Source organism: Eikenella corrodens, assembly GCF_003990355.1.
GTDB lineage: Bacteria > Pseudomonadota > Gammaproteobacteria > Burkholderiales > Neisseriaceae > Eikenella > Eikenella corrodens_B.
In genome coordinates, this window is the sequence record NZ_CP034670.1 from 1,221,143 (window position 1) to 1,235,615 (window position 14,473).

15 protein-coding genes and 1 pseudogene are annotated in these 14,473 nt (G+C 58.2%); 7 read left to right on the top strand and 9 right to left on the bottom strand.

Going from position 1 to position 14,473, the window contains the following annotated elements; translation table 11 throughout:
* Window positions 1-84 precede the first annotated feature (84 nt).
* A complete protein-coding gene (locus tag ELB75_RS12660; RefSeq protein ID WP_206501498.1) occupies window positions 85-282 on the bottom strand; it encodes a hypothetical protein in 198 nt (65 codons plus the stop codon).
* Here ELB75_RS12660 and grpE point away from each other — a divergent pair.
* From grpE to ELB75_RS12475, 3 genes and pseudogenes are all read left to right on the top strand, one after another.
* Entirely contained in the window at window positions 271-849 is a 579-nt protein-coding gene (gene grpE, locus ELB75_RS06105) for a nucleotide exchange factor GrpE (protein WP_126983161.1), read from the top strand. The two genes, ELB75_RS12660 and grpE, sit on opposite strands and share 12 nt — an antisense overlap.
* 21 nt (window positions 850-870) lie before the next feature.
* Window positions 871-977, top strand: a pseudogene (locus tag ELB75_RS13225) (IS5/IS1182 family transposase); the annotation flags it as partial.
* 108 nt (window positions 978-1,085) lie between these two features.
* Window positions 1,086-1,235, top strand: coding sequence for a hypothetical protein (locus ELB75_RS12475; RefSeq protein ID WP_164726823.1), 150 nt, complete (start codon window positions 1,086-1,088; stop codon window positions 1,233-1,235).
* 214 nt (window positions 1,236-1,449) lie between these two features.
* On the opposite strand, the gene pgsA is transcribed toward ELB75_RS12475, so the two are convergent.
* From pgsA to ELB75_RS06120, 3 genes are all read right to left on the bottom strand, one after another.
* Window positions 1,450-2,040 (bottom strand): CDP-diacylglycerol--glycerol-3-phosphate 3-phosphatidyltransferase, encoded by a 591-nt coding sequence (pgsA, locus tag ELB75_RS06110; protein ID WP_126983162.1) that lies wholly within the window; start codon window positions 2,038-2,040, stop codon window positions 1,450-1,452.
* Between the two features lie 11 nt (window positions 2,041-2,051).
* A complete protein-coding gene (gene uvrC, locus ELB75_RS06115; RefSeq protein ID WP_126983163.1) occupies window positions 2,052-3,878 on the bottom strand; it encodes an excinuclease ABC subunit UvrC in 1,827 nt (608 codons plus the stop codon).
* Between the two features lie 79 nt (window positions 3,879-3,957).
* Complete coding sequence (locus ELB75_RS06120) at window positions 3,958-4,425, bottom strand: DUF4124 domain-containing protein (protein ID WP_126983164.1); 468 nt, start codon at window positions 4,423-4,425, stop codon at window positions 3,958-3,960.
* A gap of 156 nt (window positions 4,426-4,581) precedes the next feature.
* On the opposite strand from ELB75_RS06120, the gene guaB reads away from it, so the two are divergent.
* The 4 genes from guaB to dut all read left to right on the top strand — a co-directional run bounded on the left by guaB (window position 4,582) and on the right by dut (window position 8,594).
* Window positions 4,582-6,048: an IMP dehydrogenase gene (gene guaB / locus ELB75_RS06125; RefSeq protein ID WP_126983165.1), complete on the top strand. Its 1,467-nt coding sequence runs from the start codon at window positions 4,582-4,584 to the stop codon at window positions 6,046-6,048.
* Window positions 6,049-6,305: 257 nt separating this feature from the next.
* Window positions 6,306-7,232: an ACP S-malonyltransferase gene (fabD, locus tag ELB75_RS06130; protein WP_126983166.1), complete on the top strand. Its 927-nt coding sequence runs from the start codon at window positions 6,306-6,308 to the stop codon at window positions 7,230-7,232.
* 67 nt (window positions 7,233-7,299) lie between these two features.
* Window positions 7,300-8,046, top strand: a complete 747-nt coding sequence (gene fabG, locus ELB75_RS06135) for a 3-oxoacyl-ACP reductase FabG (RefSeq protein WP_126983167.1) — start codon at window positions 7,300-7,302, stop codon at window positions 8,044-8,046.
* A 95-nt stretch (window positions 8,047-8,141) separates the two neighbouring features.
* Entirely contained in the window at window positions 8,142-8,594 is a 453-nt protein-coding gene (dut, locus tag ELB75_RS06140) for a dUTP diphosphatase (protein WP_126983168.1), read from the top strand.
* Between the two features lie 167 nt (window positions 8,595-8,761).
* On the opposite strand, the gene ELB75_RS06145 is transcribed toward dut, so the two are convergent.
* The 5 genes from ELB75_RS06145 to infB all read right to left on the bottom strand — a co-directional run bounded on the left by ELB75_RS06145 (window position 8,762) and on the right by infB (window position 14,461).
* On the bottom strand, window positions 8,762-9,670 hold the full coding sequence (locus tag ELB75_RS06145; RefSeq protein WP_126983169.1) for a DUF58 domain-containing protein: 909 nt from the start codon (window positions 9,668-9,670) through the stop codon (window positions 8,762-8,764).
* Window positions 9,667-10,575: an AAA family ATPase gene (locus ELB75_RS06150; RefSeq protein WP_126984224.1), complete on the bottom strand. Its 909-nt coding sequence runs from the start codon at window positions 10,573-10,575 to the stop codon at window positions 9,667-9,669. The genes ELB75_RS06145 and ELB75_RS06150 overlap by 4 nt, the downstream gene beginning before the upstream one ends.
* Before the next feature lie 109 nt (window positions 10,576-10,684).
* Window positions 10,685-11,056 (bottom strand): 30S ribosome-binding factor RbfA, encoded by a 372-nt coding sequence (gene rbfA / locus ELB75_RS06155; RefSeq protein ID WP_126983170.1) that lies wholly within the window; start codon window positions 11,054-11,056, stop codon window positions 10,685-10,687.
* A 20-nt stretch (window positions 11,057-11,076) separates the two neighbouring features.
* The gene (locus ELB75_RS06160; RefSeq protein WP_126983171.1) at window positions 11,077-11,409 is read right to left on the bottom strand and encodes a hypothetical protein; all 333 of its coding nucleotides are present in this window, start codon (window positions 11,407-11,409) and stop codon (window positions 11,077-11,079) included.
* Between the two features lie 292 nt (window positions 11,410-11,701).
* On the bottom strand, window positions 11,702-14,461 hold the full coding sequence (gene infB / locus ELB75_RS06165; RefSeq protein WP_126983172.1) for a translation initiation factor IF-2: 2,760 nt from the start codon (window positions 14,459-14,461) through the stop codon (window positions 11,702-11,704).
* Window positions 14,462-14,473: the final 12 nt, after the last annotated feature.

The following is a 14,473-nucleotide window of genomic DNA, read 5'->3' on the forward strand; positions in this document are numbered from 1 at the left end:
AAAGCGTTAGCTTCAACGAAGTTGAAACAAGGGCACAAAAATGTGCGCGGATTATAAGGAAATAGTACCATACCCGCCATGGGCTTAATTTAACAAAGCGATTGATGAAATTAACTTTGCCGCCACAGCCGGCTTATTTAATAGACGAGCGGCATACACTGTTTCTGACAGCCGCAGCAAAATAATTATGCCCGCCACCGCCTTTTCGCTTGAAAATCGGCCGCACCGCCCCATTTGGCAGGGCAAAAGCTCTTTTTCAAAGGAATTTTCATGTCTCATCATCAACATCACCAACACCAAAATCCCGAAACAGAACGCCCGCAGCAAGAAGCCCAGGCTGAAGCCGCCGAGCCGCAGGCCAACGCTGAAGCTACTGCCGAGCCTACGCCGGAGCAGCTGGCTCAGCGCGTGGCCGAACTGGAAGCCGAGCTGGCCGACATCAACAAATACCACCAGGCCGAGCTGCAAAATCTAAACCGCCGCCATCAGGAAGAAATCCAGGCCGCCCACAAATTCGCCGCCAAGAAATTTGCCGAAGAGTTGTTGAAAGTAAAAGACTATTTGGAAATGGCACTCTTGGATAAAAGCGGCAATTTCGATGCGCTGAAAATGGGCGTGGAGATGACACTCACCGAGCTCAAACGCGCCTTCGAGCAGGCTCAGATTAAAGAAATCCTGCCCCAGCCCGGCGACAAACTCGACCCGCACCGCCACCAGGCCTTCCAAACCGTGGAAAGCGACCAAGAGCCGAATACGATTGTGAACGTGATGCAGAAGGGCTATACCCTGCACGACCGCGTGCTGCGCCCCGCCACCGTATCCGTGGCCAAGGCACGGGCGGAGGAATAGATTCCGGTAGGGAACGATGGCAAATATAGTGGATTAAATTTAAATCAGGACAAGGCGGCGAGCCGCAGACAGTACAGATAGTACGGCAAGGCGAGACAACGCTGTACTGGTCTAAATTTAATTCACTATAAATTTTCAGGTAGCCTTCATCTTATTGGAGGCTACCTGAAAATTTTGGATGGTGCGCAGATGGCTGTATGCGGATGAGTATGTGGCCAATTTGATGGGGAAATATAGTGGATGAACAAAAATCAGGACAAGGCGGCGAGCTGCAGGCAGTATACGCATACAAACGGGCGAACCAATGCGGCGTAGCATTCTTAATTTTAATCCGCTATATTTTTCAGGTAGCCTCTTCGTGCGGGAGGCTACCTGAAAAGCGCTGACGGGCAGCAGGTTGGATTTCAGGTGGCCTTGTATTTCTGCTGCAAATTTTCAGGTAGCCTGCTTGAAGAGGGCTACCTGAAAATTTGAATGGCGTATGGATGGTTATATGCTGTGCAAGGTTATTTATGTTTTTCAGGTAGCCTTCTATGCGAAAGAGGTTACCTGAAAAATATGAGGGTTCGACGGGGTTGGCTAATGGCGCGTGCGGTGTGTTCAGCCGGCTTCGGGCGGACGGGGCTGTTTGAATTCTTTGGCGGCCATTTTGAGGTAGTAGAACATCGACCACAGGGTGAGCACGCAGGCGGCGAACATGAGGGCGTTGCCCAGCCAAATGAAGTCGAGGCCGAGGGCGGGCCAGCTTTGCAGCAGCAGCAGGGTGATGGCGGCCATTTGGGCGGCGGTTTTGAATTTGCCGATGGCGGCCACGGCCACGCTGTTGCGTTTGCCCAGCTGCGCCATCCATTCGCGCAGGGCGGAGATGGTGATTTCGCGGCCGATGATGATGATGGCGCAGATGGCCCAGGTGCGGTCGAGGCGGACAAGGAGGATGAGGGCGACGGCCACCATGAGTTTGTCGGCCACGGGGTCGAGGAAGGCGCCGAAGTCGGAGGTTTGCTTCCATTTTCGGGCGAGGTAGCCGTCGAACCAGTCGGTAACGGCGGCGAGCACGAATAATGCGGCGGCGCAGGTGTTGACGGTTTGGATGCCCACGCGCCAGGAGGCGGGCAGGTAGAAAAGGGCGGTAAACAGCGGAATCATGAGGATGCGCGACCAGGTGAGCAGGATGGGGATGTTCCAGGGCATGTTGCGGTCTTTCAGTGTAGGGCTTCGTAGATTTTTTCGGCCAGGGCGCGGCTGATGCCTTCGGTTTGGGCCAAGTCGTCGATACTGGCGGCTTGGATGCCGCGCAGGCCGCCGAAGCGGGTGAGCAGGCTGCGGCGGCGTTTGTCGCCCACGCCGGGGATTTCGGCCAGCGAGGAGGTAACGCGGGCTTTGCCGCGTTTGCGGCGGTGGCCGGTGATGGCGAAGCGGTGGGACTCGTCGCGCACGGTTTGCAAAAGGTGCAGGGCGGGATGGTGCGGCGGGAGTTGGGTGGTAGTGCCTAAGTGCGGAATAATCAGCTCTTCGAGGCCGGCTTTGCGCTCGGGGCCTTTGGCAATGCCGACCATGGGCAGGCGGATGCCTAAATCCTGCCATACTTGCTGCGCCATGGCCACTTGGCCTTTGCCGCCGTCGATCAGCACCAGGTCGGGCCATTTGCCGTCTTCTTCGTTGCCTTCGGCCAGTTTGCCGTAGCGGCGGGTGAGCACTTCGCGCATGGCGGCGTAGTCGTCGCCGGCTTTGGCGGTTTTGATGTTGTAGCGGCGGTATTGGTCGGGGCGCATGCTTTGGTTTTCATATACCACGCAGGAGGCGACGGTGGCTTCGCCTTGGGTGTGGCTGATGTCGAAGCATTCGATGCGGTTGAGCTCGGCGGCGGGCAGTTGCAGCAGTTCGGCCAGGGCTTGGACGCGTTGTTCTTGGTTTTGGTTTTGCTGCTGTTTCTGTCGCAGGGCGAGCAGGGCGTTTTGTTCGGCCATTTGCAGCCACACGCGCCGCTCGCCGCTGGTTTTGGCAATAAAGCGGATTTGTTTGCCGTGCTCTTCGATCAGGGCGGTTTGCAGGTTTTCAGGTAGCCTGAAGTTGCTGATGATGATGTCGGGTTTGTCGCGGCCGAGATAATGCTGGGCAACGAAGGCTTCGCCATAGGCGGCGGCTTCTTCGGGGGCGGAGTGGCGGCTGTCGGGGAAAAAGCTTTTTTCGCCCACACGCCGGCCGTTGCGGATGCTGACCCAGTGGATGCAGATGCCGCCCTGTTCGGTGGCGAGGGCGAGGATATCGATGTTGTAGGCGGCGTTGGGGTTGTTGCTATCGATAAATTGCTGGCTCTGGATTTTGCCCAGAGCTTGGATTTGGTCGCGGTAGCGGGCGGCGTGCTCGAAATCGAGCGTTTCGGCGGCCTGCTGCATTTTGGCGGTGAGGTTTTGCAGCAGGCGATCGGCTTTGCCGTTGAGGAAGATGGCGGCTTCTTCCACGCTGGTGCGGTAGTCTTCCTGCGAAATATGGCCGACGCAGGGAGCGGAACAGCGTTTGATTTGATAGAGCAGGCAGGGGCGGTCGCGGTGTTCGAATACGCTGTCTTCGCAGGTACGCAGCAGGAAAACTTTCTGCAAAATCTGAATGCTGTCGCGCACGGCGTAGCTGTTGGGGTAGGGGCCGAAGTATTGGTTGGTTTTCTTCAGGCTGCCGCGGTAGTAGGCCATTTGCGGGAAATCATGCCCGGTGAGCATGAGGTAGGGGTAGGATTTGTCGTCGCGAAACAGGATATTGTATTTCGGCGACAAGACCTTGATGAAGTTGTTTTCAAGAATCAGCGCTTCGGTTTCGGAGCGGGTTACCGTGATTTCGATGTGGGCAATCTGCCGCACCATCAGGGCGATGCGCGGGGATAAGTCGTTTTTTTGAAAATAGCTGCCCACGCGGCGTTTGAGGTTGACGGCTTTGCCCACGTATAAAACCTGCCCGTCCTTGTCCGAAAAGCGGTAAACGCCGGGCAGGTTGGGCAGGTTGGCAATGATGGCGTGCGGGTCGAAATCAGACATGGCCGAAGGTTTGCGGAAAAGTGAAACGGCAAGACCGAACGGCCGGCTGAGTCGAGACCGGTGGGTTTAGTTGGCCGTGTTAGTTGCAGTATTGGTTGACGTTGGTTTGGTACTGCTGCACTAACTGCTCGCGGTTTTGTACACGGGCAGTTTGTGCATGTTGCAGGTTGATACGGGCGGCATTGCAATTACTGGCGCGTATGGCATCATTTTGTTCTTGTACTTTACGGTTGGATTCATCCCGAGCCCGGTTCTCTTCCAACTGTTTCTGGGCAGCCATAGCTTGCAGTTCAGTAGCGGAGATTTCACCATTATTATTCTGCACTTGCGGCAGCTGGTTTTGCTGCTGGCCGGGAGGCGCAACGGCGGGGCGCGAGGTTTGGGTGCGCACGTTCACGATGTTGCTGGTGGCCGGAACAAGGTTTCTCGGTACGTCGGAATAGGTGGGGCTGCGGCCATTCCATTGGTAAACGTCTTCTGCCATCAGGCTACCTGAAAACAGCATGGTTGCGGCGCAGGCGGCCAGCAAGGTTAGTTTTTTATTCATTTGGTGGTCTTCCCGTTGAATATGGTTACATAATCGGTTTTCATTGTACTTCAACTGGCGGGCAGATGTCATGCTTGGCGCTTGATGCTTACTAAATGCCGACAATTTTGCTACAATGCGGCCGCATTATTAGCAACCGACAAGAAGGTTTTAATCATGCGAATCGTTGAAAAAGCCTACACCTTTGATGATGTATTGCTTGTTCCTGCCCATTCCCAAGTGCTTCCCAAGCACGTCTCGCTGCAAACCCGCCTCACCCGCAACATTTCCATTAATATGCCCCTGATTTCCGCCGCCATGGATACCGTTACCGAGGCGCGCTTGGCCATTTCTATGGCGCAGGAAGGCGGCATCGGCATTATTCATAAGAACATGAGTATCAAACGCCAGGCCGAAGCAGTGGCCAAGGTGAAGCGGCACGAGAGCGGCGTGGTGAAAGATCCAGTAACGATTGCGCCGGAAATGTTGGTTGGGCAGCTGTTGGAAATGCGTGCACAACGCAAGCGGCAGATGTCCGGCCTGCCGGTGGTGCAGGACGGCAAGCTGGTGGGCTTGGTTACCAACCGCGATTTGCGCTTTGAAACCCGCCTCGACCAACCGGTGTCTGCCATTATGACGCCCCGGGCCGAATTGGTTACCGTGCCTGAGGGCACCAGCATTGAAGACGCGCGCGAACTGATGCATCAGCATAAGGTCGAGCGCGTTTTGGTTGTGAACGCCCAAGACGAGCTCAAAGGCCTGATTACGGTGCGCGATATTTTGAAAACCACCGAGTTCCCCCATGCCAATAAAGACCAAGACGGCCGCTTGCGCGTGGGTGCTGCGGTGGGCGTGGGCCCGGAAACCGACGAGCGAGTAGCCGCCTTGGTGGCTGCCGGAGTGGACGTGATTGTGGTGGACACCGCACACGGCCATAGCCAAGGTGTTTTGGATCGGGTGCGCTGGGTGAAAGAACACTTTCCGCAAGTGCAGGTTATCGGCGGCAACATCGCCACCGCACAGGCAGCCCGCGATTTGGTGGCTGCCGGGGCAGACGCAGTGAAAGTGGGCATCGGCCCGGGTTCGATTTGCACCACCCGCATCGTGGCCGGCGTGGGCGTGCCGCAGCTGACGGCGATTCACAATGTGGCCGAGGCGCTCAAAGGCACCGGTGTGCCGCTGATTGCCGACGGCGGCATCCGCTTCTCCGGCGACGTGGCCAAAGCCCTAGCTGCCGGCGCCTCCACCGTGATGCTGGGCGGCATGTTTGCCGGCACAGACGAAGCGCCGGGCGAAATCGAGCTCTATCAAGGCCGCTCCTACAAATCCTACCGCGGCATGGGCTCGCTGGGCGCGATGAGCCAAGGCTCGTCCGACCGCTATTTCCAAGACAAACAAGACAGCGCCGACAAATACGTGCCCGAAGGCATTGAAGGCCGCGTGCCTTATAAAGGCCCGATTGTGAACATCATCCACCAGCTGGTGGGCGGCCTGCGCTCCAGCATGGGCTATTTGGGCTGCGCCAATATTGCCGAAATGCACGAAAAAGCCGAGTTTGTGGAAATCACCGCCGCCGGCATGAGCGAATCGCACGTGCACGACGTGCAGATTACCAAAGAAGCACCGAACTACCACGGGCGCTGATTTGAGAGGCTACCTGAAAATACGGCATGCTGTTTTTCAGGTAGCCTGTTTGAGTATCCTGTTCTAACCAAGTAAATTAAGAAATCAGAATAATCGGTACGTTCATTCTAACTTTGATTCATCCAAATATTAGATGAATGGAATTTAACAATCTGCTGCTATTGCTTGAGAAGGCTACCTGAAAACGCAATCAGGCATTTTCAGGTAGCCTGCTACTGTTCCCAACAAGATATTTTTCAATAAGATAAGGAAACACCATGTCTTTTGCCTTTTTCTTCCCCGGCCAAGGCTCGCAGAGCCTGAATATGATGGCCGGTTTCGACGGCAGCGCTGTTGTGCGCCAAACCTTTGAGCAGGCCTCCGCCGCGCTGGGCGAGGATTTGTGGGCGATGATGAACGGCGAAGATGCCGCCCTCATCGGCCAAACCGTGAATACCCAGCCTTTGATGCTGGCCGCAGGCATGGCCACTTATCGCGCCTACCTCGAAGCCGGCGGCAAAACCCCCGCCGCCGTGGCCGGGCACAGCCTGGGCGAATACAGCGCGCTGGTGGCTGCCGGCAGCCTGGATTTTGCCGATGCTGTGCGTCTGGTGCGCCTGCGCGCCGAGCTGATGCAGTCGGCCGTGCCGCAAGGTCAGGGCGCGATGGCCGCCATTTTGGGGCTGGAAGACGATGCAGTGCGCCAAATCTGCGCCGCCGCCGCGCAAGGGCAGGTGGCCGAGGCGGTGAACTTCAATTCGCCCGGCCAGGTGGTGATTGCCGGCGATGCCGCTGCGGTGGAACGCGCCATGGCCGCGGCCAAAGAAGCCGGTGCCAAACGCGCGCTGCCGCTGCCCGTGTCCGTGCCGTCGCATTGCAACCTGATGAAGCCTGCTGCCGAAAAACTGGCTGCCGCGCTGCAAAACGTGGCATTGAATGCGCCGCAAATCCGCGTGGTCAACAACGTGGACGTGGCTTCCTACACCGACCCCGCGCAAATTAAAGACGCGCTGGTGCGCCAGCTTTACAGTCCGGTGCGCTGGACGGAAACCGTGGCGCTCCTCGTGCGCGAAGGCATCACCGAATCCGCCGAATGCGGCCCGGGCAAAGTGCTGGCCGGCCTGGCGAAACGCATCGATAAAGCCGCCGTGTGCGCCGCGCTCACTTCGCAGGAAGCGGTGGACGCATTTATCGCCGCCCATTAATTTTCAGGTAGCCTCACACACTTGGGGCTACCTGAAACCCTATTTCCCACTTAAAAGGAATCCCGATATGCTTACCCAAAATCTCTCTCAGAAAATCGCCTTGGTAACCGGCGCCTCGCGCGGTATCGGCGCGGCCATTGCCGACACGCTGGCACAAGCCGGGGCAACGGTGATCGGCACGGCCGTTAGCGAAGCAGGTGCGGCTGCCATTGGCCAGCGCTTGGCGCAATGGCAGGGGCATGGCCGAGTGTTGCAAATCAATGAAGAAAACAGCATCGAAAATTTGATTGCCGACATCGAAAAAGAGTTTGGCAAGTTGGATATCTTGGTAAACAATGCCGGCATCACGCGCGACAACCTATTGATGCGCATGAAAGAAGAAGAGTGGGACGAGATCATGCAAGTCAACCTCAAATCCGTATTCCGCGCCAGCAAAGCCGTATTGCGCGGCATGATGAAGCAGCGCAGCGGCCGCATCATCAACATCACTTCCGTGGTGGGCGCGATGGGCAATGCCGGCCAGAGCAACTACGCCGCCGCCAAAGCAGGCCTGATGGGCTTCTCCAAATCGCTGGCACGCGAAGTGGGCAGCCGCGGCATCACCGTAAACTGCGTCGCCCCCGGCTTCATCGATACCGCCATGACTCAAGCCCTGCCTGAGGAAGTCCGCGCGGCATTCACCGCCCAAACTTCACTGGGCAAATTCGGCGAAGCAGACGATGTGGCGGCCGCCGTTTTGTTCCTCGCCTCCGAGCAGGCGCGCTACATCACCGGCCAAACCCTGCACGTGAACGGCGGCATGCTGATGCCCTAAGCAGCGCAGCTATATTTTCAGGTAGCCTGCCGCAGGGCATAAAGGCTACCTGAAAATTTATCTACATTAAAATTCAAATTGTTATCGAGATAACCATGCAACCCACAGTCGAACTCAAAATCCTCAACCCAAAAATGCAAGAACACCTGCCGCACTACGCCACGCCCGGTGCCGCAGGCCTCGATTTGCGTGCCTGTTTGGACGAAGCCGTAGAGCTGCCGCCCGGCGGCACCTTCCTCGTGCCCACCGGCATCGCCATCCATCTGGCCGACCCGGCCTACGCCGCCATGCTGCTGCCGCGCTCCGGGCTGGGCCACAAGAACGGTATCGTGCTCGGCAACCTGGTCGGCCTGATCGATTCCGACTACCAGGGCGAACTCAAGATTTCATTGTGGAACCGCAGCAGCGAAACGTTCACCATCGAACCGATGGCGCGCGTGGCGCAAATGGTGATTGTGCCCGTGCTGCAGCCGCAGTTTAAAGTGGTGGAAGAATTTGCCCGGAGCTCGCGCGGCGAAGGCGGCTTCGGCAGCACCGGGCGGATGTGAAGCAGGTTTGAACAAAGGCTACCTGAAAATTTTCAGGTAGCCTTTTTATAGTGAATTAACAAAACCAGTACGGCGTTGTCCCGCCTTGCCGTAGCGTGTGTGCTGTCTGCGGCTCGCCGCCTTGTTCTGATTTTTGTTAATCCACTATATTGTTTGTGTATGCGTGTTTACATCACAGCCAGCGCGGCCAGGCATTTTTCGCGCTGGCCGTTTTGCGGGGGGATGGTTTGGCCTGGCAGGATTAAGGTGTAGCGCTGGCCGCGGCCGTGGGCTTCGAGTACGCGGTAGCACAGGAGGCCGGCGAGTCGGTCGGCACCGGTGCCGGCGGGGTAGTCGGCGTAGCTGATGATGTGGTCGGCGGCGTGGAAGGCGGGTTCTTCGAAGTGTTTGTCGAGCAGGCGGCCGCTTTTGGCGTAGCTTTTCCAGGCGATGTGTTGCATGGAGTTGCCGGGGTGGTGTTCTTGCAGGAAGGCGAGGTCTTCATTACCGCCGAGTTTGCGGCGCGGCTCGCCTTCTTCGGCCGGGGTGCTGCCGGGCGGGGCGGTGTGCGGCTCGGGGGCGGGGTAGACGAGGCCGTTGTCGGGCCAGTGCCAGACGCATTCGACGCTGCTCACGGCAAACGGCCACACGCTGGTGCAGCGCAGCGGGGGAAGGATGAGGCGGCCGCGCCGTGCGGGCAGCACGGGCCAGATGAAGGGTTGGGGCTGCTTGGCGGTGAAGAGGGCGGCGCGGTATTCGGGCTCGGTATTGCGGTGGCTTTCGGGGGCAAACCAAAGCTGGCGGTGGCGGGCTTTGATTGAGGGGGCGGGGAAGAGTTGGATATCGGCAGGCTGCCCTTGGAAGAGTTCTTCAGGCAGGGTGAGGTCGAGGCGCAGGCCGAGCAGTTGGAGGCAATTGAGCAGGGTGCCGACAAACAGGAAGCCGGCGAGCCAGAAGGCGACGATATAGGCGAGGTTTACCTGATAGTTGAGCCCGACGAGCCACAACAGGGCAATCATGGCGGCCAGGCTGATGCCGAGCCGGGTGGGGCGCAGGCGTAGGTCGCGCAGGCGCGGGCTGTATTGGTTGGCGCTCACGATACGGCTACCTGAAGCAGCATTTGTTCCAGCAGCTGGGAGATGGATTGGGGCTGCAGGGTTTGCAGGCGGTGTCCGGCCACGGCTATCCATACGGCTTTGACGTCTTCTGGCAGCACATAATCGCGGCCGGCCAGGAAGGCCCAGGCTTTGGCGGCTTTAACCACAGCAAGCCCGGCGCGCGGACTGAGGCCGGTAACGAACAAGCCGGGCTGGCGGGTGGCTTGCACCAGCCGGTAAACATAATCGGCGGCCTGCTGCGAGCATTTCACTTGGGCGGCCTGCGCCTGCCATTGGAGCAGGATTTCGGCGTTGCACACGGCTTTGAGCGCGGGCAGCAGTTGGCGGCGGTCGCCTTGGGCGTAGAGCCGGCGTTCGGCTTCGGCGGAGGGGTAGCCCAGTGAGAGGCGCATCATGAAACGGTCGAGCTGGGATTCGGGCAGGGGGAAGGTGCCGAGCTGTTCGATGGGGTTTTGGGTGGCGATAACGAAGAAGGGTTTGGGCAGGCGGTAGGTTTTGCCGTCTACGGAAACCTGTTTTTCTTCCATGGCCTCCAAAAGGGCGGACTGCATTTTGGGCGAGGCGCGGTTGATTTCGTCGGCCAGCAGGAAGTGATGGAAAATGGGGCCGGGATGGAATTTGAATTGGCCGTCGGCAGGTTGGAAGACGTTGATGCCGAGAAGGTCGGCGGGCAGCATGTCGTTGGTGAACTGGACGCGGCGGTAGCCGAGGCCGAGCACGGCGGCCAGGCCGTGGGCGAGGGTGGTTTTGCCCACGCCGGGCACGTCTTCGAGCAAAACGTGGCCGTCGGCCAGGATGCAGGCCATCAGGTGTTGGAGAACGGTTTCTTTGCCGAGAATCAGGCTGTTGAGTTGGGAGAAGACGTTTTGTAATGGGGAATTCATGGTGTGGATGGTTTGGGTTGTGGTGTGAGTGAGGCTACCTGAAAATGTTTTGCCGTGGCGGTATGAAGAAAAGCCCTGTTCAATCAACAGGGCATATTTTTCAGGTAGCCTAATCCTGCACCGGCTCTTCGGCGGCTACCTGCTCGATTAATTGGGAGATGCTCATGCCGCGTTCGAGCGATTGGTCGTATTTGAAGTGCAGCTCGGGCGTTTTAAACAGCTTGATGCGGCGGGAGAGCTCGCTGCGCAGGTGGCCTTTGGCGTGTTCCAGTGCTTCGGCGGTAATCTCGCGCGTGGCATCGTCGAGCACGGTGTAATACACGGTGGCGTGGCTGTAGTCGCGGGTCAGCTCGACTTCGTTGATGGTGATGAAGCCGGCGCGCGGGTCTTTAAGGCCGGTGCGGACGAGCTCGGCCAGCTCGCGCATAATTTGTTCGCGCACGCGGTCTTGGCGGGCGTAGCCACAGTGGGTTTTGGCCATGTGTCTTTCTCGATAAGGGGTTATTTCAGTTCGCTGGTGCGGTCGAGCAGGGCATCCATCAGCGAATCGTATTGTTTTTTACGATGCTGGATGCGCAGTTGGTCGAATTCGCCCAACTGTTCTTCAAAGGTGCGGGTTTTGAAATAGGGCTTCAGGTCGAAGGACTTTTCCAAAAACCGAATAACGTTAAGGTCGTTTTCGCGGTCAACAGGGCGCAGGGGCAGCCGCCCGGTGAGCACGAAGTTGTCGGGCATGACAAGGGTGGTCACGATGAACGGATCGTCGTTTTCACGTTGGCGTATTTCTCGGATTAGGGTAAACGTTTCAAGTGTATAGGTTTGTTTGTCGTTCATTTTCGCGTACTCATCAGGGCAGCGGTTGGTATGGTGGGCAAACACGGTGTTAACAGGCGATATGATACGACAACCATCGCCGGCTGGGTATAGGCTGAGGCATTTATTTCTTTACATATATAGCCAAATTGTTAGAAACCATAACCAAAAGATGGAGCTTGCTTGCATTTGCTGATTTGCCCAACATTGCACGGTGCCACAATGCTCGCAATGCCGCCTGGCCGTGCTTTAGATATAACAAGAGGCTACCTGAAACGGATTCGGGCAGCCTCTTGTTTCGCTTGATGCCTGTTTACAGGGTGCGGGCCACTTCCACGATATCGAAGGCTTCCAGTATGTCGCCTTCTTGAATATCGTTGTAGTTTTTCAGCATCAGGCCGCATTCGAAGCCCATACGCACTTCTTTCACATCGTCTTTGAAGCGTTTGAGCGATTCGAGTTCGCCGGTGTGGATCACCACATGGTCGCGGATGAGGCGGACGCGGCTGTCGCGCTTGATGAGGCCGTCGGTAACCATACAGCCGGCAATGTTGCCCACTTTGGAAATATTGATGACCTGGCGGATTTCCAGCGTGCCGGTCTGCTGCTCTTTCTGCTCGGGGGCGAGCATGCCGCTCATGGCTGCCTTCACATCGTCGATGGCGTCGTAGATGATGTTGTAGTAGCGGATTTCGATGTCTTCGTTTTCGGCCAGCTTGCGGGCGGAACCGTCGGCGCGCACGTTGAAGCCGATAATGAAGGCGCCGGAGGCGATGGCTAGGTTTACGTCGCTTTCGGTAATGCCGCCTACGCCGCTGTGCAGCACTTCCACTTTCACCTCGTCGTTTGACAGCTTTTTGAGGCTACCTGAAAGCGCTTCGTACGAACCCTGCACGTCGGCTTTGATGATGACGGCCAGATTTTGCGCCGCCTGACCAGCGCCGGCGTTGGCAAACAGGTTTTCCAGCTTGGCGGCTTGCTGTTTGGCCAGCCGCACGTCGCGGTATTTGCCTTGGCGGAACAGGGCGATTTCACGGGCTTTTTTCTCGTCGGCCAACACCATGGCGTCTTCGCCGGCATTGGGCACGTCGGAAAGGCCGAGGATTTCCACCGGAATGGAGGGGCCGGCTTCCTGTACCTGCCTGCCGTTTTCGTCCACCATGGCGCGGACTTTGCCGAAGGCCGTACCGGCCAGGAGCATATCGCCTTTTTTCAACGTGCCGCTCTGCACCAGCAGGGTCGCCACCGCGCCGCGGCCTTTATCGAGGCGGGCTTCCACGATGATGCCTTTGGCGGGCGCGTCTACCGGCGCTTTCAGTTCGAGCACTTCGGCTTCCAGCAGCACGGCTTCCAAAAGCGCATCGATATTGGTGCCTTGTTTGGCGGAAACATCGACAAACTGCACATTGCCGCCCCAAGCATCGGGGATGACTTCGTGTGCGGTCAGCTCTTGTCGGATGCGTTCGGGATTGGCGGCTTCCTTATCGATTTTGTTCACGGCCACCACCATCGGCACGCCGGCCGCTTTGGCATGGGCGATGGCTTCGATGGTTTGCGGCATTACGCCGTCGTCGGCGGCCACCACCAAAATCACGATATCGGTGGCCTGAGCACCGCGTGCACGCATCGCGGTAAAGGCTTCGTGGCCGGGGGTGTCGAGGAAGGTGATAACACCGCGCGGGGTTTGCACATGGTAGGCGCCGATGTGCTGGGTAATGCCGCCGGCTTCGCCTTGCACCACTTTGGCGCGGCGGATGTAGTCGAGCAGCGAGGTTTTACCGTGGTCCACGTGACCCATCACGGTTACCACCGGCGGGCGTGGCAGGGCTTCGGCTTGAACCGCGGTTTCGGTGTCGTCCAAGAAGGCTTCCGGGTCGTCCGCAGCGGCGGGTTTGCCGATGTGGCCCATTTCTTCCACCACAATCAATGCGGTTTCCTGGTCGAGCGATTGGTTGATGGTTACCATCATGCCCATCTTCATCAGGGCTTTCACCACTTCCACGCCCTTAACTGCCATTTTGTGTGCCAAATCGGCCACGGTAATGGTTTCGGGCACGAGCACTTCGTGCACCACCGGCTCGGTCGGGGCTTGAAAGGCGTGTTGGTTCGGCTCCAGCTTGAGCTGTTTCTTGCCTTTTTTACCGCCGCGTACGCGTTCGTCATCGCCACAGTCACCACGCTCTTTGCCCTTGCCTTTGGCGGAGCGGCCACGCGGCATGTCGTCGTCGCGCTGCTGGTGGCGTTCACCTTTTTTCGGGCGGCTGCCGCCGGGAGCGGCATTGCCGGAGGAAAGGGGGGCTTTTTCGCTCGGTGCGGCGCTGCGCGGGGCGGACTGCTGCTCTTTGGCCAGCTTGGCTTCCTGTTGAGCTTGCAGTTTGGCTGCTTCGCGGCGGGCCTGGCGTTCCTGTTTTTCTTTCAACAGGGCTTGCTGGTGGGCACGCAGAGCCTCGGCGCGGCGGGCTTCTTCGTCACGCATGGCTTGTTCGGCGGCGCTAACCACTTCCACCGGTTGCGGTGCTGGCTCGGGGGCTTTTTCTTTTTTCGGTTTGCGGCTGCGTTTCGGTTTGGCTTCGGCAGCTGGTGCTTCATCCGATGTGGCTGCTTCAGCAGCTGCCGGTTTGGCATCGGCTTTGGCAGCAGTGGTTTCCACGGTAGGCGTTTCAACTACTGTTGGTTCGGTGGCTTTTGAGGCTACCTGAAAATCCTGTCCTTCCGCGGCAGGGGCGGCAGCGGGCGCTTCCACGGCCGCAGGTGCAACGGGCTGTGCGGCAACTTCAGCAGCGGGTTTGCTCTCTACAACCGCTTCAATCGGCGGCACGGCCACGCGGCGGCGGCGGGTTTCCACCTGTACGCCGGCCACGGTGCTGCGTTCGGTGCGGGTACGGCTCACGCTGATGGATACGGTGCCGCTGTCGTTCTGTTTGCGCAGGTGCGCCAGCAGGGCTTGTTTGTCTGCCGGGCTGATGCTGTCGGCACCGCTGCTTTTTTCCACGCCGGCGGCTTTGAGCTGCTCCAAGAGCGTGGGCACGGATTTTTTCAGTTCGGCGGCAAATTGTTGTACGGTATTACTCATAAGTTTCCGGCC

Coding starts and splice junctions, on each gene's coding strand:
- ELB75_RS12660 (WP_206501498.1), bottom strand. CDS start 282: ATGATGAGACATGAAAATTCCTTTGAAAAAGAGCTTTTGCCCTGCCAA.
- uvrC (WP_126983163.1), bottom strand. CDS start 3,878: ATGTCTGATTTCGACCCGCACGCCATCATTGCCAACCTGCCCAACCTG.
- dut (WP_126983168.1), top strand. CDS start 8,142: ATGCAACCCACAGTCGAACTCAAAATCCTCAACCCAAAAATGCAAGAA.
- fabG (WP_126983167.1), top strand. CDS start 7,300: ATGCTTACCCAAAATCTCTCTCAGAAAATCGCCTTGGTAACCGGCGCC.
- grpE (WP_126983161.1), top strand. CDS start 271: ATGTCTCATCATCAACATCACCAACACCAAAATCCCGAAACAGAACGC.
- ELB75_RS06120 (WP_126983164.1), bottom strand. CDS start 4,425: ATGAATAAAAAACTAACCTTGCTGGCCGCCTGCGCCGCAACCATGCTG.
- ELB75_RS06150 (WP_126984224.1), bottom strand. CDS start 10,575: ATGAATTCCCCATTACAAAACGTCTTCTCCCAACTCAACAGCCTGATT.
- ELB75_RS06160 (WP_126983171.1), bottom strand. CDS start 11,409: ATGAACGACAAACAAACCTATACACTTGAAACGTTTACCCTAATCCGA.
- fabD (WP_126983166.1), top strand. CDS start 6,306: ATGTCTTTTGCCTTTTTCTTCCCCGGCCAAGGCTCGCAGAGCCTGAAT.
- guaB (WP_126983165.1), top strand. CDS start 4,582: ATGCGAATCGTTGAAAAAGCCTACACCTTTGATGATGTATTGCTTGTT.
- pgsA (WP_126983162.1), bottom strand. CDS start 2,040: ATGCCCTGGAACATCCCCATCCTGCTCACCTGGTCGCGCATCCTCATG.
- rbfA (WP_126983170.1), bottom strand. CDS start 11,056: ATGGCCAAAACCCACTGTGGCTACGCCCGCCAAGACCGCGTGCGCGAA.
- infB (WP_126983172.1), bottom strand. CDS start 14,461: ATGAGTAATACCGTACAACAATTTGCCGCCGAACTGAAAAAATCCGTG.